The organism is Halorubrum distributum JCM 13561 (genome assembly GCF_000337395.1).
In the GTDB taxonomy this organism is placed as follows: Archaea; Halobacteriota; Halobacteria; order Halobacteriales; family Haloferacaceae; genus Halorubrum; species Halorubrum distributum.
In genome coordinates, this window is the sequence record NZ_AOJF01000035.1 from 67719 (window position 1) to 88388 (window position 20670).

A 20670-nucleotide genomic window follows, 5' to 3' on the forward strand; every position below is an offset into this window, starting at 1 on the left:
ACGCGGGCGCGCGTACTCGGTCCATTTGCCACTCGGTTCGCTGCGGGCGCATAAAAACGTCACACCTCGGGGCGCGAGGCGTCGGCGCGTCGGTCGCCCGCCCGGATCAGGCCCCCGGGTCAGGCCCCCGGATCAGGTCCGCGGATCAGGCCCGCCGCTCGCTGATCTCCTCGGCGATCCGCTCGTCCGGGCGGCGGAGCTCGCCGGACTCGACCTCGTAGACGTAGCCGGAGACGGTCGTGTCGTCCGGGATGAACGCGGACTCGCGGAGGTACTCGACCTGTGCGGCGCAGGCCGCGTCGATGTCGTCGGTCATCTTCACCCAGTCGAGGAGGTCGGCCTCGCCGATGGTGAGCTCCGGGAGCGAGGGGTCGAGGTCGACGTCGTCGAGGTCGCCGGCCTGCGCTTCGAGTCCCTCGCGGACCGCATCGTCGGGTGCGCTCATCATGCCGCAGTCGGTGTGGTTGATCACGACGATCTCGTCGGTGTCGAAGAAGTTCGTCGTGAGCGCGGCCGACCGGATCACGTCATCGGTCACCTTGCCGCCCGCGTTGCGGAACACCTGCGCGTCGCCGAGGTCGATGCCGAGCGCCTCCTCGATCGGGATTCGCTCGTCCATACAGGCGACGACGAGGAGGTTCTCGTCGGTCGGGATCCCCTTGCGACGGCGGCGCGCCCAGTCGTCGCGCTCGTCGACCGCGGCGTCGAGCTGCTCGTGGTGCGTGTCGTGGGCGTCGTGGTCGTGGTCGTGGTCGTCGTGGTCGTGGTCGTGGTCGTCGTGGGATGCCATCGGCGGATCGGAGGGGCGCGAGAAAGGGGGCGGTTGCGGAAACCCCGATCCGCACCGTCGCCCCGGATCGGCGGCGATATCGTCCGACGTCTGGGACGCGAATCGGACGCCGAACGGAGCGAGGGCGATCGACGGAAGCGAGCGGGCGGTGTCCGATCGGGGCGCCGCCTTTCGAAATCCTTTTGTCTCGAATCGGCGTTGGTCCGAGTGCGAGCCGCCTTAGCTCAGACTGGGAGAGCACTCGACTGAAGATCGAGCTGTCCCCCGTTCAAATCGGGGAGGCGGCATATTCTGAACCCGCGAGCGACGGCGAGCGGGTGAAGAAACGACGCCGACCCGATTTGGGCACGGAAGTCGCGCGCAGCGCAGCGAACACGTCTTCCGGAGTTCAAATCGGGGAGGCGGCATGGCTTTTCGGCACGATCCGCATTCGTTAGCCTTGATTGAAGATCGAGCTGTCCCCCGTCCCCGCGAGCGTCGGCTGAAGGACCCGGTCACCCGTTCGGCCCCAGCGGCGACGCGCACTCGCGACAGTAAACGAATTCGGCCGCGTTTTCGGCGCCGCACTGCGGACAGGTCGACGGACCCGCACCGTCGGTCTCCGGGTCCGCCGGGTCACGGTCGTAGACGGGGTCCTCGGTGTACCGCTCGATCTCGCCCTCGCGCCGCTTGCGACTGCGCTCGCGACCCTCTCGGAAGATCGCGACGAGGGCCCGAGCCCCGACCCCCAGCGCGACGAGCAGCAGGGCGCCGGTCGCGACGAGGTAGACCGTGCCAACGTCGACCATGGGGCGCCTACGGGCCGGAGACGTAGATAGTGTAGGGTGTCAACACGGGTCGCGGACAGTCCTCGGCCCCGGGCGGCCGACCGCGGCTCACTCGTCGCCGACGAAGACGGTCGCGAGCCGGTCGCCGCAGTGCGGGCAGTTCAGCGTCTGCCACGTGTCCGCGTCGAGGTCGCCGAACGGCTCCGAGCGCCGGGCGTCCGCGACGGCGACGCTCGCGCCGCACGTCTCGCAGTTGTGGGTGTCGGCGGCGTCAGTCATTCCCCGAGCGAGTACAGCGCGGTCGCCGCGAGGATGCCCGCGGTCTGCCCGGCGCCGACGAGCGCGATTCCCGCGACGGTGCCGGTCGCAGAGCCCGCGAGCGCGGCGACGGCGGCGCCCGCGACCGAACACGCGGCCGCGACGTACTGAACGATCGAGCGCGGGACCGCCGGGTCACGCAGGCCCGTGTAGACGAACGCGGGCGCGGGCAGCAGCATCCAGCCGTAGAACGCGACGGCGAGGAGCGCGTCGGCCGGGACCGCGCCCGCGAGCGCCGGGACGGTCCCGTCGCGCGCGAGGAACCCGGCGACGCCGGCGAGCGTGACCGGCGTGCCCGCGAGGATGACCAGCTTCCACGCGCGCAGGACGCCCGTCGCCATGTCGCGCCACGAGGCGGCGACGAAGGCGACGAGCAGGGCGCTCATGACGACGTGGGCGACGAACAGCGCGTGCGAAGAGACGACGCCGAGGACCGCCCCGGCGGCGACTCCCCAAGCCGCCGGGACCAACAGCGCGGGACCGTTCTCGCGGAGCGGTAAGCCGGGGCCGCCCGCTCGGTGCGCGTGAGACACACGCGCCGCTTTCGCGGCCGGAACCATAAACGTCGGCGTCGGACTGGTCGCCGGAGAACTCGACGGATCGGACACTCGCGCACAGCGAACCCGTCGAACGGTCAACTGGCGGCCGTAGAACTGGGATTTTTCGAAGACAATCGTTCAGCGAGCGTCGTGGTAACTGTACACTCGCAATTCTTATCCCCGGTCGGGGCCTCTCTATGAACGCAATGGCGACCGGAAAGGTTGATTTCTTCAACGACACTGGCGGCTACGGATTTATTGAGACTGACGACGCGGACGACGACGTGTTCTTCCACATGGAAGACGTCGGCGGCCCGGACCTCGAAGAGGGCCAGGAGCTCGAGTTCGACATCGAGTCCTCCGAGAAGGGCCCCCGCGCGACCAACGTCGTTCGGCAGTAAGCCGATCCGAAAGGTGGGTCGGTCCGGCTGACGCCGAACGCGACTCTGACACACGGTACTAACCATTTTCGTCCGCGTCGCGGGCTCACGCTCGCCGCGGCCGTATTTTATTCCCGACGAGCGCGTCGCTCGTCGCGTGCGCCGCGGTGCGTAAAAGAATCGACGAGCGCGTCGCGGCCGCGCTCAGATGTGTTGGCCGAAGAGCCCGCGGCCCTTCGTCACCTCGACGTCGCCCTCGACTTTCGTCTGACACGCGAGGCGGACGTCGTGGCTCGGGTGGTGCGGCGGGAGCCAGAGGCGGGCGCGCTCCTTCTTGCCCGGTTCGCTGACCTCGCCCTCGACCTGGACCGCACAGGAGCCGCACGACCCGGCGCCGCGGCAGTTGAGCTGTTCCATCTTGCCGTTGTAGACGGAGAGACCGGCCTCTTTGAGCACGTCGCGGAGGTTGGCGCCCTTCTCGCACTCGATTTCCTCGCCCTTGTAGGATACAGTAGGCATGTGAGTACACGGTACGCGAGCGATCCACAAAGAGTCTGTGTCCGCGCGACGCGGCGAGCGAAACCGAGGTCGGCGGCCCGGCCGCCCCGCGAAACGGTCGTGTGCCGAGCGTCGGACGCCGACGGGGCGTTTTTTACCCTCGGCACCGCAGGGTGGCACAATGGGACTCAGGTGTCTGCTCGGACACGACTTCGGCGAACCCGAACTCCAGCGGGAGCGCGAGGAGGAGGGCGACGAGGTCGTCACGACAGTCAAGGAGGTGAAGACCTGCGCTCGCTGCGGCGAGACGCAGATCGTCAGCGAAAACACCGAGGTGACGACGATGGAGCAACTCGCCGACGAGGCCGCCGCGAACGCGGCCGGCGGGAGCGACGCGGACGCGGCCGCGACGCGGGAAGTCGGCAGCGGGCCGGGCCCCACCGAGAGGATGCCGGGCTCGGCGTCGGAGGGCGTCGACGCGGACGACGCCGAGCCCGGCACGGGAGGGGTGACCCTCGACGAGGAGCCCGAAGCCGGGAGCGACGACGCGGTGATCCTCGACGACGACGCGGGCGACGAGGCGCCCGAAACGGCCGCCGGAGCGTCCCCGGAAGGGAGCGACGCGCCGGGGAGCGCGACGGAGCGCCCCGACACCGCGGGCGGGTCGGACGCGGCTGGCGGAGCGGCCCCGGCGGACGAGGACGCGGAGCTGTTGGACGCGGGCGAGGACTCGGCGTCGGCCTCGTCTGCCTCCGCCGCGTCGTCCCCGACGGACGACGCGCCGGAATCCGCGTCGGGCGAGGCCGACGCGGAGAGCGACGACGGCGTGATCCTCGACGAGGACGGGGAGGACGCCGACGACAGGGAGCGCGGCGCGTGGCCGTCGGTCGACGAGGCGGACGCCGACGCCGACGGGTCGACCGCATGGCCCGACCACGGCGGCGAGGACGAGGGGTTCAGCGCGGAGGTCGGCGAGGGCGGCGACGCGGGCGTCGAGTTCGGCGGCGGGCTCACCCCGGAGGCCGCGGAGGAGCGGGGAGAAGAGGGGGAAGAGACGGAGTACGTCGAGGCCCCCGACGACGCGGAGAGCGTCGCGTTCGACGCCGGCGACGAGGGGGAGACGGGCATCACGCGCGGCGAGAGCCCCGAGCTTGAGACGGTGGGAGACGACGGGCCGACGGAGTACTACTGCCCCGAGTGCGGGATGGTCCGAGCCGCGGACGGGAGTTCGATGCGCGCCGGCGACATCTGTCCGGAGTGCAAGCGCGGGTACGTCGACGAGCGGCCCCAGTAGACGGAGCGGAAACGGCGCGTATCGACGGCCGAGCCCGCGCGGAGCGACCGTGACGAAACTGGTTTACGCCGGCCTGTCGAACGGTCGCGGCATGAAGGAGTACAAGATGCGCCGCGGCGAGCATCTGGACGACCGCATGCCGGACCTGAAGGGCTCTGTCGAGGAGTACTTCGGCGAGGTCACCGACACCGAGGAGTGGGAGGGCCACGAACTGTACGTCGTCGAGGACCCCGACAACCCGGTGTTCGACCGGATCGTCGCGGGCGCCGCCGAGTACGGGAGCAAGAAGGACAAGCTGGCGGTCCACTTCGAGGAGCGCCCCGCCGAGGACGTCATCGCCGAGGGGAACGCCGACGCCGCCGCGGACGCCGTCGACGCGAAAAACGAGTTCCTCTTGGAGGCGACCGGCCGCGACGCGAAGTCCCGCCGCGACTCGCTGAAGCGCGAAGTCGAGGACGACGCGCCCGACTACTGAGCGGACGCCGCCGTTTTTCGCCGAGAGCCGTGCTCGGAGCCGGTGGCTTCTCGCTCGGCGAAAGGCCGAAGAGCGACGCCTCCCGCCCGTGAGAGTGTCAGGATCGATCGGTTAAATATTTATTCAGATTCGAGTTAAAACTCCGCCAAACTTAACTCGGTCGGGGGCGAAAGGCGTGTATGAGCATTGAGACAGTTGTGCTGGCGGTCGGGAGCGAAGACGAGAAACGGACCGAGCGGCTCGCGGAGGAGATCATCGCGCTCGCCGAGCCGGCGGACGCCGAGGTCGTGTTGACACACGTGTTCGGCGAGGAGGAGTTCGACGAGACCCGCGCGAAGTTGGGCTTCGACCCGGACGGCGAGAACTCGACGCCCGACGAGGTCGCGGAGCGACACCGGACCACCCGGGATCTCTCGAAGGCGCTGTCGGCGGCCGGCGTGCGGCACTCCGTCCGCGGCGCGGTCGGCGACCTCGCGGACGAGGTCGTCGAGACCGCCGAGGGACTCGAGGCCGACCGCGTCGTCGTCGGCGGCCGGCGGCGCTCGCCGACCGGAAAGGCCGTCTTCGGCAGCGCGGCGCAGGAGGTCATGCTCTCGTCGCCGTGTCCGGTGACGTTCGTCCGCGAGACCGCCTCGTAACGCGATTTCGCTGAAGCGGCTCGGTTCTTTACACTCGCTCGACCGCCCGAAGCGTCCCGCTTAAGTGAGACGGGTTCGCGCTTACACCCGATGTACTACGTGGGCGTCGATCTCGGGGCGACGAACGTCCGAGCGGTCGTCGGCGACGAGACCGCGGCGGTCCTCGGCTCCGCGTCGCGAGGCACCCCGCGGGGACCGAACGGCATCGCCGTCACGGAGGCCGTCTTGGAGGTGGTCCGGGGGGCTTGTACCGACGCGGGAATCTCACCGAGCGAGGCGGTCGCGGCCGGGATCGGCTCGATCGGCCCCCTCGACCTCGCGGAAGGGGTCGTCCAGGGGCCCGCGAACCTCCCGGACACCGTCGAGCGCATCCCGCTCGTCGGGCCGGTCGGTCGGCTACTCGACACCGACGAGGTGTACCTCCACAACGACACCATCGCGGGCGTCATCGGCGAGCGGTTCCACTCCGAGCGCAACCCCGACGACATGGTGTACCTCACCATCTCCTCGGGGATCGGCGCCGGCGTGGCCGTCGACGGCAACGTCCTCTCGGGGTGGGACGGCAACGCCGGCGAGGTCGGCCACATGACCGTCGACCCGCATGGGTTCATGACCTGCGGCTGCGGGCTCGACGGCCACTGGGAGGGGTACTGCTCGGGGAACAACATCCCGAAGTACGCCCGCGAGCTGTACGAGGAGGACCCGATCGAGACGAGCCTCCCGATCGAGGACCCCGACTTCTCCGCGGTCGACGTGTTCGAGGCGGCCGGCGAGGACACTTTCGCCGACCACGTGATCGACCAGGTCGCCCACTGGAACGCCATGGGGATCGCAAACGTCATCCACGCGTACGCGCCGCTCGTCGTGAGCGTCGGCGGCGCGGTCGCGCTCAACAACCCCGACCGCGTCCTCGATCCCATCCGCGAGAAGCTCCCGGAGATGGTGTTCATCAACGTCCCCGAGGTGCGGCTCACCGACCTCGGCGACGACGTCGTGGTGAAAGGCGCCCTCGCGAGCGCGCTGACGGACGGCACCGGCGACCGCTCGCGCGTCGAGCAGGCGCCCTGACGGCGGCATGCGGAACGGGAGCGGGTCGGTCTCTACTGCTCGAACTCGTCGAGTTCCGGCTCCACGTCCTCGCCGACCTCGTCGCGCGTGTCGAGGAACGCGTCGCGGTACCGCCAGATCTTCCGGAGGAGAACGTACCCGAACGCGCCCTGAAAGACCACGACGAATCCGAACAGCGCGACGACCTGCGGGAGGCCAAGCAGCTGCGAGGCGACGCCCGTCACCGGACCGACGAGCGTGTTGTACAGCGCGTGGATCGCCGCCGCGAGGACGAGCCCCTTGACGATGATGGGGCCGCGATTTCCGGGGTTGAACTTGGCGAGCCCGAGGTAGTAGCCCGCGAACGCCGAGTAGACGACGTGGCCGGGGCCCGCGAGCGCCCGGAGCGCGGCGATGCCGTCGCCGGCGCCGAGCGCCGCGATCCCGACCGTCAGCTCCGCCATGTCGACGTTCTGCGCGATGTACACGAAGTTCTCGATGACGACGAAACCGAGGCCCGCGATGGCGCCGTAGACGGCGCCGTCGATGACGGCGTCGAAGCGGTCGTCGGTGTAGGCGTACAGCCGCACCGCGAGCAGCTTCACCGACTCCTCTATCGGCCCGACGACGACGAAGAAGAAGAGGACGAGCCCGAGGAAGCCGAACGGCCGGAAGTACGGCTGGAGCACGCTGTTCAGGATCGCCGCGAACGTCGCGGTGAGGATGGAGAGGAGGAACGTCGCCACGAGCAGCGACAGCGGCTCGGCGGTCGTCACGTCCGAGACGTACACGTACGCGGCGAGGCCGAGCGCGGGGATCACAGAGAGGCCGAGGAGGATCGCGATGGCCGGGTCGAAGAGGAGCCCCAGCCCGAACGAGCCGAGGATCGCGAGGAGGCCGACGAAGGCGACGAAGACGACGAGCGCCTTCGCCGAGCGGGTGATGAGCCAGTGTAACGCGACCGACAGCCCGTCGAGGGAGGTCCGTTCCTCCCAGGTCGCGACGTCGTACAGGTCGCGGCCGTCGTCGGCCCGGGACGCGATCGGGTCCTCGTCGGATGGCATGGCTCCCGTTTGCCTCCGGGGTGACTTAATTAGTGGGCGGCGTCCGAGGGGCGGCCGGCGGTAAGCGGACAGGAGCGGCGCGGCCGACAGCGTTGAAACGGCGGCGCCCGAAGGCGGGGTATGCACTTCGATCCACGGGTCCAGCGCGCTCTCCGAGAGGCCGGGCTGGACGCGGACGCCGTCGCCGACGCCTCGGACCGCGTCGCCGAGCTCGTCGCCCGCGACGCCGACCGACTCCGCTCGTTCTTCGACGCGGACGGGCCCTACTACTCCGACATGGAGATGGCGCACAGCGCGTCGGAGACGCAGGAACACGCGACCGCCGACGTCGACCTGTTCACCCACGGGAGCGACCTCCGCGGCTACCTCTCGCTCGACGGGTGGGGCGTCCCGGTCGAGGGCGGACGGATCCTCCGCGAGGACGGCGGCGACCCGGTCGTCGTCGAACTCTCGCTCGGCGACACGGTGAACGACCGGGTGCGGTTCGCGCGCGAGCGCGGGGACCTCTGAGGATGGCCCGAGCCCGCGTCCGCGGCATCTACGCGACGGCGCTCACCGCGCGCCTGCTCGACGCCGGCCACGAGGTCGTCGACGCCTCGCCGCCGATCCGCCGACGCTTCGACGCCGAGTTCGAAAACGACCCGCCGGACGTCCGGATCGAGACGAGCGGCGACCGGCAGGGCGTCGGCGCGAGCGGCGACCCCGGCGCGGTCGAGGCGGTCCGCGGGCTCCTGACCGGCGCGGGCCGCGACGCGCTCGCGTGGGCGGACCCGACGCCGCCCGGCGCGGTCCTCGACGGCGAGGTGACGGAGACGCTCGGCGGCGGCGCCGTCGTCGACCTCCGGGTGGGCGACGGGCAAGCCGGCGGCGCCGGCGACGAAGCCGGGGGCGCGCCCGCGGGGGCCGCCGAGGGATACCTCCCGTACGGCGACGTCGACGCCTGGGTGGAGACGGGGGACCCGGTCCGCGTTCAGGTGCGCGAGTCCGCGGCGCCGTGGACGGACCAGCGCCCCGAACTCGCCGGGAAACTCCGCGTGGGCAGCGACCTCGTCGCGCTCGAACCGGGGTCGGGAACGCGGGTCGACGTGCGAGACGACGAGGCCGCCCGCGAGCTGTCGGGGATGCTCGACCTGCTCGACCTCGACCCGCCGGACGGGTGGCTCGCGGTGTGGCAGCCCCCCGCGGTCGACGCCGACACGGAGGCGCTGACCGCGGGCCTCGACGCGGCGGTCGACGCCGCCGAGGAGCTGCGCGCGGCGGTCGAGTCCGGCGAGGGGAGCGAGTCGGTCGGCGGCGAGGCCGACAGTGACGGCGGCGGCCTCGGCGTCCGCGGCGACCGGAGCCGGCTCCGCGACGCGCCGGTCGCCGCGCCGAGCGCGGGCGTCTGGGTCTGGTTCGGCCGCGAGAGCCGGTTCGGGCTCGACGACGCGCGCCGGACCGCGACCGCGACGATGCCGGGCCACCACCGCGTGAAGGCGGGGTCGGCGGACGCTTCGGCCGGGGTCGACCTCGCGGAGGCGCTCTGCGAGCCCGCCGCCGACGCCGAGTTCCCGTTCGCGACCGTGACCGACGCGTTCGGCCCGCGCGAGGGCGACGCCCTCCGGATCGACCACGGGAAACCGGATGGCCGACTGATCACCCTCGGCGAGGGGACGGTGACGGGGGTCGACCCGGACGGGACCGTCGCCGTCGAGCGCGAGATGACCGGCGGCGGGACCTACGACGGGCTGGGCGTCGACCGCGTGGCGGGCGACGTCGCCGAGACGAGCCTGAAGGAGGGCCGCTGGTGGTACCCGACGACGTACCGCGGCCGGGACGGGACCGTCCGCGGGACGTACGTCAACGTCTGTACCCCGGTGGAGATCTTCCCGGACGCCGCCCGATACGTCGACCTCCACGTCGACGTGGTGAAACGCCCCGACGGAACGGTCGAGCGCGTCGACGACGACGAGCTCGACGAGGCGGTCGCGGCCGGAACGGTCCCCGAGCCGCTGGCGGAGAAGGCGCGGAGCGTCGCGTCGGCGCTGGAAAACGCGCTGTGAGGCGCCCAAAGCCCCGAATATCTCTTCCGGACGAACGTATCGACTCGGTCGTTTCGAAATTCAATCACTTCGATTCGTTACAATAACATTATTATTCATCGTATAGACGGTGGGGACGGAATGAGTGAAAAACGATCTCAGCAATCGTTAGACGGATCGACGCGGCGGGGGTTCCTCGGGAGCGTGGGGGCGCTGGTCGCCGCGGCCGCCTACTCGCGGGACGTGTCGGCCGACGACGCCGCGCGGGTGGCCAACGACGCGGACGATCCGGTTCAGACGGTGGAGTCGCCCGACGGGTCGATCGCGGTCACGGTCGACGTCGCCGACGGGGTGCCGACCTACGAGGTCGCGCGCGAGGGCGAGACCTACGTCGAGTCGTCGACGCTCGGGTTCGACTTCCGGAACCAGTCGGCGTTCGGTGCGAGCGCCGGTAGCGAGGACGGGCCAGTGGCAGTCACGGGCACCGAGCGCGAGGCGGCGACGGAAGAGTGGGAGCCGGTGTGGGGCGCCTACGACGCGGTGTCGGCCGAGTACAACGCTCTCAGCGTCGGCCTCGCGGACGCGGGATCGGACGGGGGCGCCGCCGAGGACGCCCGGACCGCCACTCTCCAGATCCGCGTCTTCGACGACGGGGTCGGTCTCCGAGTGGTCCTCGGCGAGGGCTTCGCGAGCAACTCGGAGAAGGCAGTCGTCGACTCGGAGAACACCGGCGTCGACTTCGCGGACGACTACACCGCGTGGTGGATCGCGAACGCGGTGACGAACCCGCGGTTCGAACAGGAGTACGCGGAGACGCCGCTCTCGGAGATCCCGGGCGGGAGCGATGACCGACGGCCCGACGAGACGCCGATGCGGACCGGGGCGCACACGCCGCTCACCGTCGACGCCGGCGACGCGTACCTCAGCGTCCACGAGGCGAACCTCGACGACTACGCGGCCGCGACGCTCGCACCCCGGAGCGACGACGGGGGGACGGCGTTCGCGACCGAGCTCACGCCGCTGCCCGACGGGTCGCGGGCCTCGCTGGAGCTGCCGGCGGCGACGCCGTGGCGGACGATCCAGGTCGTCGACCGGCCGGGCGAGCTGATCGAGTCGCAGCTGGTCCCGCTGCTCTCCGACCCGCTCGACGAGTCGGCGCTCCCGACCGCCGGCGGCGCGCCCGACACCGACTGGATCGAGCCCCGGAAGTACGTCGGCATCTGGTGGACGATGATCGCGGGGTCGGCGAACTGGGAGTACCGCTCCGACGACGAGATCGAGGGAGCGGGGAACAACCCCGCCGCGTACATCCACGGCGCGCGCACCGAGCGCATGAAGCGGTACATGCGCTTCGCGAGCGAGAACGGCATCGACAGCGTCCTCGTCGAGGGGTGGAACCAGGGGTGGGACACCTATCCGGGCGACGGCTCCGGGCTGAAGTTCGGGGTGGACGACTCCTACCCCGACTTCGACGTTCGGGAGGTGACCGAGTTCGGCGCGTCGCTTCCGGAGCCCGTCGAGATGACGGCCCACAACGAGACCGCCGGTAACATCCCGAACTACGAGGAGGCGGTCCTCGACGGGGACGCCTTCGCGGGCTACGACGACGTCGGCATCAACACGATCAAGAACGGCTACGTCGCGGATCGGGGGCTCGGCATCGACGGGGACGGAACGGCGGCGACACACAACCACCACAACCAGCTCGCGGTGAACCACCACCGGCGGGTGATCCGCGAGGCGGCCGCGAACCGCCAGCAGCTGGAGATCCACGAGGGGATCAAGCCGACCGGCGAGATCCGCACCTACCCGAACGTGGCGAACCGCGAGGTGGTGAAGGCCCAAGAGTACGACGGGTTCGGTCAGCTGGGGTCGAACGTCGGCCGCGACCACCACGTCACGCTGCCGTTCACGCGGAACCTCGCCGGCCCGGTGAGCTACCAGCCCGGCATCTTCGACATCACCTTCAACGACGAGCGCGGCGACCAGATCCAGACGACGCGGGCGAAACAGCTCGCGATGTACCCGACGTACCTCAGCGGCCTCCAGATGGCCGCCGACCGGATCGAGGGGTACGTCGACGAGACGTTCGCGGTGGGCGAGGCGCTCCAGGCCGCCGCCGGCGAGCTCGACGGGCTCGTCACCAGCGACAAGTGGCGGGACGCGTTCGGGACCAACTACGTCGCGGTCGATCCCAACCGCGCGCCCAGCGGGTCGTCGGTCTCCTTCACGGTCGAGGACGTGCCGAGCGCCGGGACGTACGACCTTCACCTCCGGTACGCGAGCGACGCCGAGGAGAACGCGGGCCGCGTGATCGACGCCGGCACGCCGCGGGCGACGCTGCGCGTCAACGACGACCGCGAGACCATCGAGCCCGACTTCACCGAGTACTGGGACGACTGGCAGGTGCTCACGACCGAGGTCGACCTCGACGCGGGCGACAACGAGGTCGCGATCGAGCTCGACTACGCGCAGGGCGAGGACGGCTTCAGCGGCGACGTGGGCGGATTCAACCTCAACACCGTCGCCGTCACCGAGTCCGGCGAGCCGTCGCCGGCCCCGGCCGAGTACGAGGGGTACGTCCCCGACAGCGAGAACTTCGACGCCGAGCCCGAGTTCGGCTTCATCGAGTCGGTCCCGGCGGCCGGCTGGGACGAGACGCGCGTCGTCGGCGCCGCGATCGGCGACTACCTCGCGATCGCCCGCCTGCACGGCGACGAGTGGTACCTCGGCGTCATGACCGACGGCGACGGCCGCGCGGTCGACGTGCCGCTCGACTTCCTCGCGCCCGGGAACTCGGGGAACGCACCCGGCAACTCCGGCGACGCGCCGGGGCGCGGCAAGGGGAAGGGCAAAGGCAAGGGTAACGGCCGCGGCAACGGCAACGGAAACGGTCGCGGAAACGGCCGCGGCAAGGGCCGAAACGGTCCGAAGTACGTCGCGGAGATCTTCGCTGACGCGGTCGGCACCGGCGTCGACCGCGACCCGACCGAGGTCCGCATCGACGAGGCGGTCGTCACGCCCGACACGACGCTGCTCGCGTCGCTCGCCGCGAGCGGCGGGACCGCGGTCAAACTGCGCCCGGCGCGGGGCCGAGAGATCAACCGGCTCCCCGAGTACGAGCGCCCGGAGCAGGAGGTGACGGCGGTCGATGTCGCCGAGGAAGCGGATATCGGAGAACCGTTCATCACCGCGACCGGCTCCAACGACGCCGCCTTCGTCGGCGGCAGGACGGTCGAGATCCTCGTCGACGGCGAGGTCGAAGCGCTCAATAACGTCCGACTACCGCCGAACGCGACGGACGAGACGGTGGAGCTCGGCTTCAGTGTCTCGCGGATCGACACCTTCGACATCGTCGTCCGCGAGGCCGACAGCGGGACGGAGCTCGGCTCCGGGACCGTCACGGTCGCTCCCGGCGACCTCGTGGCGGAGCTCACCGACCCGCAGGGCGACGACGCCGGGCCCGGCGAGTACATCTACCCGGGGAGCGGTGACTTCCAACCGGGCGCGTTCGACCTCCGCTCGTTCCGCGTGCTGGAGAGCGAAGAGGAGTACCGGTTCGCCTTCGAGGTGGAGAACCTGTACGACACGTTCGGGAGCGGCGTGTTCTCGCCGCACTTCTTCGTCGTTTACCTCCGCGACCCGTCCGCTGACAGCGGGCGAACGACGGAGATTGGTGACCTGAGCGTCGTCACGGAGTTCGACGACCCGTGGCAGTACCGGCTCTCCGCCAGCGGCTTCGCCGGGGCGCTCGTCGACGCCGACGGGACTCGAATAGAGAGCCCCGAGCAGTTCGCCGACTTCAGCTCGAACGTCGCCGTCGTCTCCGTTCCGAAGACGGCGCTCGGCGGCGCCGACATCTCCGATTGGGAGGTCCTCCCGGTGGTCGGTTCGGAAGACTTCGGCGCGTTCCGCGACGTCCAAGTCGAGGCCGGCGGGTTCGTCTTCGGCGGTGCGAAGGCGGACGCGGCGGGCAACGCGCCGCGCGTGATCGACATGATCACGCCGGAGGGAACGTCGCAGTCTGACGCGCTCGCCTACGACGCCGATACGCTCGCGTCGCTGCCGTTCACGCCGCTGTAGAGTTGAGGAAGAGTAGAGACGCGGCGGAGCCCTCCGCCGCGCCGCATTCAGAAGTGGTTCGCGGACTCGGTCTCGTGTTTCAGTTCGCCGCCGCGGCCGCCCTCTACGGTGGAGGCGCCGTTGTCGCCGGAGGAGGCGGTCCGGACGGTGACGTTGTCGACCTCTTCGAAGTCCATGATGAGGTCGCGACGGATGTTGTCGGCGGTGATGTTGGAGATGCCGCAGCCGGAGCAGGTGCCGCCGAGTTCCACGACGACCTCACCGGTCTCGGGGTCCGCCTCGCGCACGACGCTCGTGCCGCCGTGCATCTGGATGATCGGCATCTGTCCGACCATCCACTGCTCTACCCGGTCCGCGAGGCTTTCGTCGCTCTCGTCGCTCATTGCCTCCAGTACAACGCCGACGGTATGGAAAGTTGCGGTTTAGGAGCGATCGAACAAATCGAAAGGAACTGTGTCATCGTCGATGAGACGGAACAGCGCCGCGAGGACCGCTCATCTGGGGCCAGCGTCGAGCGACTACCGGTCGGGCTCGTCGCTCGGGTCGGCCGCGTCGCCCGACTGGCTGGGGAGGCGCGTGGGGTCGGCCGCGTCGTCGCCGTTCATCGAGTCGTCGCGCTCGAGCAGGTACAGCAGCGGGCCGAGCGCGGTCAACACGAGGACGCCGGGGAGGGGCGCGTCGGGGACGAGGACCAGCGTGACGAGGCTCGCGCCGCCGGTGAGAACGACGAGGGCGGCCCACGCCGGCGGCGAGCCGAGGTCGACGCCGACGCGGACCGCGTCGCGGTAGACGGCCGCGGCGATCAGCGCGACGGCGAGGCCCCCGCCGCCGGCGACGAGCGCCGTGGTGACGGACATACGATCGGTTGGAGCGAGACGGGAAAAAGGGTGTCGCGAGCGAACGCGAGCGGAAATCGGAGGGAGGGCGAGAGCGCGGACGCGAGGGCGACTACGGCGCCTCGCCGGTCTCGATGCTGAAGGAGTCGCGGGGGTAGGCGACGCAGGTGAGCGTGTAGCCGTCGTCGATCTCGGCTTCCTCGAGCATCTGCTGGTTGTCGTGCTCGACGAAGTCTTCGCTCGGGCCGTCCGCGATCCGTCCGGCACACGAGACGCACTGGCCCTGCCGACAGGCGTACGGGAGGTCCCACCCCTCGTCTTCGCCCTGTTCGAGGATGGGCTCGTCGTTGGAGAGCTCGACCGTCTCGCCCTGCTTGACGAACTCGACCTCGAAGTACTCCACCTCGTCTTCGGGGATGGCGCCGGGGCCGGAGCCGCCGGCATCGCCCTCTTCGAGCTCGCCCTCCTCGCCGTCGCCGCCGGCTGGGATGGCGCCGCCGCCGCCACCGCCGCCGCCGACCGCGCGGTTACCCGGCTCCGGGAATTCCGTCTCGGGGACCGCGGACGCGCGGCGTTCGAGGACTTCGTCCGAGATGTCGGTCGTGGGCTCCCACCCCGTCCCCCGCACCGAGGTGACGAGGACCATGAGCAGCGTCGCGACCGCCGCGAGCACGATCGCGGGCGGGTTCACGATCGCCGCGAGCACGATCGCCAGTGGGTTGAGCATACGAGGGGATATGAAGAGGTGGATTAAGACCGTTTTGATCGGTCCAACGGGACGAGACCGGCGTCGAGCGGCAGCGCTGCGGAGAGATCGCCCGCAGCCACGCCGCGGAGCGGTCCATTTATCGGCCGAGCGGTCGACTGGACGCCCATGGAAGTGAAATCCCGGCACCACCTCCGGAGCGACGAGATCACGGCGATCCAAGAGGCGGTCGCCGACCACCTCGGGGTCGACATCGACGGGGACACCTTCGAGTTCGTCGAGTTCGTCGACGCCGGCTACGAGCTCGTCCTGGTCGACGGCGACCCGGCCGTCTTCTACGTCGACGACGACGAGCCGTTCCTCACCGTCCGGGGCGCGAACGACTTCGACCCGGAGACGGGCGTCGTCACGGTCGACGCGGGCGCGATTTCCTTCGTCTCCGACGGCGCCGACGTGATGCGCCCGGGGATCGTCGAGGCCGACGAGGCGATCCGCGCTGGCGACCTCGTCGTGATCGCCGAGGAGACCCACGGGAAGGTGCTGGCGGTGGGCCGCGCGCTGGTCGACGGCGACGAGATGGCCGGCGACAGCGGGAAGGTCGTCGAGTCGATCCACCACGTCGGCGACGACCTCTACGAGTTCTCGGTGTGAGCTCGGGCGGCGGCAGCGACACTATTTATAAATAGACGAGGCGGTGGCGCGTGCCTGCGAGGCCGCTTCGCGGCCGAGCAGCACCGCGCGAGGGAGTCAGTCGCCTGAGCGAAGCGAAGGCGACTGACGAGGCTGGGGAGGCGTGAGGTGCCGTGCGGTGCGGGGAGGGACTCGAAGGGGCAGTCACCGGCAGCTCCGCCGCCGGTTGCCCGTGGCGCGTAGCGCCACGCTGCCGGGAGGCGGCCGTAGGCGACGTAAGTACCACAGGGAGCGAACGAACTGAGCGACCGAGGAGCACAGCGAGCGTACGGCCGCCTCCCGGCTGGGGCTTCGGCGGTGTTCACCGCTGATCCGCACACGCTGTTTTATAAGTAATCGACAGCACACCCACCGACGACGACCCAAGCGAACACGCGATCCCTCCGCGCCTTTTAATCGCCTCGCCCGCGACCCCAGAGGTAATGACCGGGATCCGGGTGCTCAGCTACAACGTCCGCTACGCCAACCGCGGCGACCACCACGACGCCTGGCACGACCGCCGCGACGCCGTCGCGCGACTCGTCCGGTTCCATCGCCCCGACGTCGCCGCGTTCCAGGAGCCGCTCCCCGAGCAGCGCGAGGATCTCCGCGAGCGGCTCTTGGCGTACGAGTTCGTCGGACGCGGCCGCGAGGCCGGCGGTGAGGGCGAGGGGTGCCCGATCGCGGTCCGGAGCGAGCGCTGGGAGATCGCCGACAGCGACACGTTCTGGCTCTCGGAGACCCCCGATGAGCCCTCGACCGGCTGGGACGCCTCCCACCCGCGGATCGCGACGTGGGCGCGGGTCCAAGCCGTCGACGGCGACGCGGAGCTACTCGTCGTCAACACGCACTTCGACCACGTGAGCGCACACGCGCGACGCGAGTCCGCCCGCCTGCTCCGCGAGCGGGTGCCGGAGATAGCGGCGGCGGACGAGGACGATGCCGGCGCGACGCCCCCGGTCGTGCTCGTCGGCGACCTCAACTGTACCCCGGGGTCGGAGCCGCACCGGATCCTCGTCGGGGACGAGTCCGTCGCGAGAGACGGCGCTACGACGGGCGACGCCCTCGCGCTCCGCGACGCCGCGGCCGACGCCGACCTCAGACACGGCCCGGAGACGAGCCTCACCGACTTCTCGCGGCTGATCGACGGCCGCCGGATCGACCACGCGCTCGTCTCGCCCGCGGTGTCGGTCGACGCGTTCGCGACGCTCACGGACCGCGACGACCGCGGGCGGTACCCCTCCGACCACCTGCCGATCCTCGCGCGGCTGTCGATGTAGGGAGCGGCCGCTACTCCGCGTCGGTGTTGCCGGCCTCCGCGTCGGCGTCGTCGGCCTCCGCGTCGTCTTCGGCGTCCTCCGCGTCGGCGTACTTCTCCAAGATCGTCTCGTAGCCGCGTTTGGCGGTCTCGTACGTCTCGCGGAGGTCGGCCACCGGGGTCTCGCTCGCGTCGACCCGGAGGTCGTTGTAGTACGGGTCGTCCGCGTCCTCCTCGGTGTTGCGCACGAGCAGCGCCGCGGACTGGACCTCGAGGTCCTCGCGCTTGTCGCCGCCCGCGGCGTGGCCCGCCGCGAGAGCGTCGATCAGCCGCTCGGCGAGCGGCGCGTCGCCGTGCGCGTCGGACTCGTAGGCGGCCGCGGTGTCCTCGATCACGTCCTCGCCCGTCAGGAGGTTGCCCGCGACGGTGTAGTTCTGCCCCTCGCGGTGGCCGTACCAGCCGTTACACTCGTCGCCGGAGAACGCGAACGTCCCGTCGGCGTCGACGCCGTGGAGCTGGCGCTGGGCGCTCCCCTCGTCGGCGTTCAGGAGGGCCTCCAAGGCGTCGTCAACCGCGAGCCCGTCGCCGAGGTACTCGATCCCCTTTCGCCCGAGCTCGACGTTGACGAGCGACTGGGTCGCAACCGCGCCGTCCGACGACGCGAAGGGGCACAGCGTGCCGACGCCCGGCAGCCGCGTCGTCACCGCCACGCCGAACCGGATCTGGTCGCCGCCGTCCTCGTCGGTGTACCGCTCGCGAACGCAGATGCTGAACGTCACACGCGTACTGGGTCGGCGTCCCGCAAAAGAGTGGGTTCCGGGGGCGAGCTTTCCGGTTCTCGGGCGCGGAGCGGCGGGGTGAAACGGACGGCGAGCGCGCGAGCGATTCGCGGGGACCCACGCCCGCCGTGGATCTCACGAACCCCGGATAAAACCGGCCGACGGACCGTCACCGATCGGGGCGGATCCGGGGACTGCGACGGCACCGAACGGATCGAGTGGGATGTGAACTGGCGACATACTTATCCGTGGCAATCCCTCCCACATATATAGCCTCGGATACGGGCGAGGCGTCCACCGGCACCGACGCGCACCCCGACGACGCGCCGCTCGCGGGTCGACGAGCTGCCGATACGCGCACGGAGAGCGACAGCTCCGGGCGTCGCGACCCGCGCCGGCGACGCCGATCCCGCCATCCGAGCGAACGTGATACGATGGCAGACCGACACACGCTCGAACGGCTCAGCGAGGAGTACCGGACGGCGGTCCCCGACGACCTCAGAGCCGCGCGCTCGTTCGACTGGTACCTGGACGCGCTGTACGACGACCCCGAAATCGCGCGGAACGCGCACCAGCGCGTCGCGGACATGTTCGACCACTACGGGACGCGCTACGACGAGGAACGCGGCGTCGTCGAGTACGCGCTCGCCGCCGAGGACCCGCTCCACGACGGCGAGAACGTCTTCTACGGCCGCGAGGTACACGAGGCGATCCACGAGTTCGTCAACAAGGTGAAGTCCGGAGCCCGCGGACTGGGTCCCGAAAAGCGGATCAAGCTCCTGCTCGGTCCGGTCGGCTCCGGCAAGTCGCACTTCGACTGGCTGGTCCGCCGCTACTTCGAGGCGTACACCCGCGAGGACGCCGGCCGCATGTACACCTTCCGGTGGGTCGACCTCTGTTCGGTGATCGACGACCAGGACCCGGACGACGACGCGGTCCGCTCGCCGATGAGCCAGGACCCGCTCGTCCTCCTCCCGAAGCCCCAGCGGGGGGCGGTGATCGACGACCTCAACGAGCGGCTCGACGCCCCCTACACGCTCAGGAACGACCAGCACCCGGACCCGGCCTCGGAGTTTTACCTGAACGAGCTGCTCGCGCACTACGACGACGACCTGGAGCGCGTCCTCGACGAGCACGTCGAGGTCGTCCGGCTCGTCGCCGACGAGAACCGCCGGGAGTGCATCGAGACGTTCGAGCCGAAGGACAAGAAGAACCAGGACGAGACGGAGCTCACCGGCGACGTCAACTACGCGAAGCTCGCCGTCTACGGCGAGTCCGACCCGCGCGCGTTCGACTACGCCGGCGCGTTCTGCAACGCGAACCGGGGGCTGTTCTCCGGCGAGGAGCTGTTGAAGCTCCAGCGGGAGTTCCTCTACGACTTCCTCCACGCCTCCCAGGAGTCGACGATCAAGCCGAAGAACAACCCGCGGATCGACATCGACCAGGTGATCGTCGGCCGGACGAACATGCCGGAGTACCGCGAGAAGACCGGCGACGAGAAGATGGAGGCGTTCAACGACCGCACCAAGCGGATCGACTACCCGTACGTGTTGGAGTACGAGAGCGAGGCGAAGATCTACGAGAAGATGCTCGACAACGCCGACGTTCCCAACGTCCACGTCGAGCCCCACGCCTTGGAGATGGCCGGGCTCTTCGGCGTCTTGACCCGGCTGGAAGAGCCGACCGACGAGACGGTGACGCTCGTGGAGAAGGCGAAGGCGTACAACGGGGAGTTAGAAGACGAGGAGATCGACCGGCGAAAGCTCCGCGAGGACGCCGCCGAGTCCGCCGACGTCGGCGAGGGGATGGACGGGATCTCCGCGCGGTTCGTCGGCGACGAGATCGCGGAGGCGATCATGGACGCCACCCACCGCGAGCGGGGGTACCTCTCGCCGCTCTCCGTCTTCGACCACTTCGAGGCGAACCTCGGCGGCCACGGCTCGATCGCGGCCGAGGACCTCGACCGCTACGAGCGCCTGCTCGACCGCGTCCGCGAGGAGTACCGCGAGCGCGCCATCGAGGACGTGCGCCACGCGCTGGCGTACGACGTCGACGAGCTCCGTCGCCAGGGCGAGAAGTACATGGACCACGTGATGGCGTACATCGACGACGACACCGTCGACGACGAGCTGACCGGGCGGGAGACGGAGCCGGACGAGACGTTCCTCCGCGCCGTCGAAGAGCAGCTCGACGTGCCCTCCGACCGGAAGGACGACTTCCGTCAGGAGGTGTCGAACTGGGTGTCGCGGCGCGCCCGCGAGGGGCGCGGCTTCGACCCGCAGGAGAACGACCGGCTCCGGCGCGCCCTCGAACGGAAGCTGTGGGAGGACAAGAAGCACAACATCAACTTCTCGGCGCTGGTGTCCGCGACCGACCTCGACGACGAGGACCGGAGCGCGTGGGTCTCGGCCTTGGTCGACCGCGGCTACTCCGAGGAGGGTGCCGCCGAGGTGCTGGAGTACGCGGGCGCGGCGGTCGCGCGCTCGGAGATCGAGGACGGTGGCTGAG

21 protein-coding genes and 1 tRNA gene are annotated in these 20670 nt (G+C 70.2%); 12 read left to right on the plus strand and 10 right to left on the minus strand.

Annotated features, from left to right (window positions below):
* Positions 1 to 145: 145 nt before the first annotated feature.
* Positions 146 to 790 carry a beta-class carbonic anhydrase gene (locus C470_RS08545; protein ID WP_008366632.1) on the minus strand — a complete coding sequence of 215 codons (645 nt, stop codon included), beginning with the start codon at positions 788 to 790 and terminating at the stop codon, positions 146 to 148.
* A gap of 213 nt (positions 791 to 1003) precedes the next feature.
* Here C470_RS08545 and C470_RS08550 point away from each other — a divergent pair.
* Positions 1004 to 1077 (plus strand) — tRNA-Phe (locus tag C470_RS08550).
* Positions 1078 to 1284: 207 nt separating this feature from the next.
* Here the strand turns inward: C470_RS08550 and C470_RS08555 are convergent.
* From C470_RS08555 to C470_RS08560, 3 genes are all read right to left on the minus strand, one after another.
* A complete protein-coding gene (locus C470_RS08555; protein WP_008366635.1) occupies positions 1285 to 1578 on the minus strand; it encodes a zinc ribbon domain-containing protein in 294 nt (97 codons plus the stop codon).
* Between the two features lie 87 nt (positions 1579 to 1665).
* Entirely contained in the window at positions 1666 to 1836 is a 171-nt protein-coding gene (locus C470_RS16105) for a hypothetical protein (RefSeq protein WP_008366637.1), read from the minus strand.
* Positions 1833 to 2435 carry a hypothetical protein gene (locus C470_RS08560; protein ID WP_004599157.1) on the minus strand — a complete coding sequence of 201 codons (603 nt, stop codon included), beginning with the start codon at positions 2433 to 2435 and terminating at the stop codon, positions 1833 to 1835. Before C470_RS08560 ends, C470_RS16105 begins: the two co-directional genes overlap by 4 nt.
* A 185-nt stretch (positions 2436 to 2620) precedes the next feature.
* Between C470_RS08560 and C470_RS08565 the strand changes: the two genes are divergently transcribed.
* Positions 2621 to 2815, plus strand: coding sequence for a cold-shock protein (locus tag C470_RS08565; protein ID WP_004599158.1), 195 nt, complete (start codon positions 2621 to 2623; stop codon positions 2813 to 2815).
* Positions 2816 to 2998: 183 nt separating this feature from the next.
* On the opposite strand, the gene C470_RS08570 is transcribed toward C470_RS08565, so the two are convergent.
* Positions 2999 to 3313, minus strand: coding sequence for a 2Fe-2S iron-sulfur cluster-binding protein (locus tag C470_RS08570; RefSeq protein WP_004599159.1), 315 nt, complete (start codon positions 3311 to 3313; stop codon positions 2999 to 3001).
* Positions 3314 to 3473: 160 nt separating this feature from the next.
* On the opposite strand from C470_RS08570, the gene C470_RS08575 reads away from it, so the two are divergent.
* From C470_RS08575 to C470_RS08590, 4 genes are all read left to right on the plus strand, one after another.
* On the plus strand, positions 3474 to 4586 hold the full coding sequence (locus C470_RS08575) for a DUF7093 family protein (protein ID WP_008366639.1): 1113 nt from the start codon (positions 3474 to 3476) through the stop codon (positions 4584 to 4586).
* A 91-nt stretch (positions 4587 to 4677) separates the two neighbouring features.
* On the plus strand, positions 4678 to 5061 hold the full coding sequence (locus tag C470_RS08580; RefSeq protein ID WP_004599162.1) for a DUF5611 family protein: 384 nt from the start codon (positions 4678 to 4680) through the stop codon (positions 5059 to 5061).
* A gap of 179 nt (positions 5062 to 5240) precedes the next feature.
* Positions 5241 to 5699 (plus strand): universal stress protein, encoded by a 459-nt coding sequence (locus tag C470_RS08585; RefSeq protein WP_004599163.1) that lies wholly within the window; start codon positions 5241 to 5243, stop codon positions 5697 to 5699.
* Positions 5700 to 5789: 90 nt separating this feature from the next.
* Positions 5790 to 6767, plus strand: a complete 978-nt coding sequence (locus C470_RS08590; protein ID WP_004599165.1) for an ROK family protein — start codon at positions 5790 to 5792, stop codon at positions 6765 to 6767.
* A 32-nt stretch (positions 6768 to 6799) separates the two neighbouring features.
* On the opposite strand, the gene C470_RS08595 is transcribed toward C470_RS08590, so the two are convergent.
* A complete protein-coding gene (locus C470_RS08595; protein ID WP_004599166.1) occupies positions 6800 to 7810 on the minus strand; it encodes a PrsW family intramembrane metalloprotease in 1011 nt (336 codons plus the stop codon).
* 120 nt (positions 7811 to 7930) lie between these two features.
* On the opposite strand from C470_RS08595, the gene C470_RS08600 reads away from it, so the two are divergent.
* The 3 genes from C470_RS08600 (at position 7931) to C470_RS08610 (ending at position 13914) form a co-directional block, all read left to right on the plus strand.
* Complete coding sequence (locus C470_RS08600) at positions 7931 to 8320, plus strand: DUF7532 family protein (protein WP_007345715.1); 390 nt, start codon at positions 7931 to 7933, stop codon at positions 8318 to 8320.
* Between the two features lie 2 nt (positions 8321 to 8322).
* Complete coding sequence (locus C470_RS08605; protein WP_008366642.1) at positions 8323 to 9852, plus strand: DUF402 domain-containing protein; 1530 nt, start codon at positions 8323 to 8325, stop codon at positions 9850 to 9852.
* Positions 9853 to 10035: 183 nt separating this feature from the next.
* Complete coding sequence (locus C470_RS08610; RefSeq protein ID WP_008366643.1) at positions 10036 to 13914, plus strand: glycoside hydrolase family 97 catalytic domain-containing protein; 3879 nt, start codon at positions 10036 to 10038, stop codon at positions 13912 to 13914.
* Positions 13915 to 13961: 47 nt separating this feature from the next.
* On the opposite strand, the gene C470_RS08615 is transcribed toward C470_RS08610, so the two are convergent.
* The 3 genes from C470_RS08615 to C470_RS08625 all read right to left on the minus strand — a co-directional run bounded on the left by C470_RS08615 (position 13962) and on the right by C470_RS08625 (position 15477).
* Positions 13962 to 14297 carry a NifU family protein gene (locus C470_RS08615; RefSeq protein ID WP_004599172.1) on the minus strand — a complete coding sequence of 112 codons (336 nt, stop codon included), beginning with the start codon at positions 14295 to 14297 and terminating at the stop codon, positions 13962 to 13964.
* Positions 14298 to 14432: 135 nt separating this feature from the next.
* Complete coding sequence (locus C470_RS08620) at positions 14433 to 14771, minus strand: hypothetical protein (protein ID WP_004599175.1); 339 nt, start codon at positions 14769 to 14771, stop codon at positions 14433 to 14435.
* Positions 14772 to 14862: 91 nt separating this feature from the next.
* Complete coding sequence (locus C470_RS08625; protein WP_004599176.1) at positions 14863 to 15477, minus strand: 2Fe-2S iron-sulfur cluster-binding protein; 615 nt, start codon at positions 15475 to 15477, stop codon at positions 14863 to 14865.
* Between the two features lie 147 nt (positions 15478 to 15624).
* Between C470_RS08625 and C470_RS08630 the strand changes: the two genes are divergently transcribed.
* Both C470_RS08630 and C470_RS08635 read left to right on the plus strand, forming a co-directional pair.
* Positions 15625 to 16107 (plus strand): RNA-binding protein, encoded by a 483-nt coding sequence (locus C470_RS08630; RefSeq protein ID WP_004599178.1) that lies wholly within the window; start codon positions 15625 to 15627, stop codon positions 16105 to 16107.
* 461 nt (positions 16108 to 16568) lie between these two features.
* On the plus strand, positions 16569 to 17405 hold the full coding sequence (locus C470_RS08635; RefSeq protein WP_008366646.1) for an endonuclease/exonuclease/phosphatase family protein: 837 nt from the start codon (positions 16569 to 16571) through the stop codon (positions 17403 to 17405).
* A gap of 10 nt (positions 17406 to 17415) precedes the next feature.
* On the opposite strand, the gene C470_RS08640 is transcribed toward C470_RS08635, so the two are convergent.
* Positions 17416 to 18162, minus strand: coding sequence for a DUF1028 domain-containing protein (locus tag C470_RS08640; RefSeq protein WP_008366648.1), 747 nt, complete (start codon positions 18160 to 18162; stop codon positions 17416 to 17418).
* A 434-nt stretch (positions 18163 to 18596) separates the two neighbouring features.
* Here C470_RS08640 and C470_RS08645 point away from each other — a divergent pair, with 434 nt between their 5' ends.
* A complete protein-coding gene (locus C470_RS08645) occupies positions 18597 to 20669 on the plus strand; it encodes a PrkA family serine protein kinase (RefSeq protein ID WP_007995460.1) in 2073 nt (690 codons plus the stop codon).
* Position 20670 lies beyond the last annotated feature (1 nt).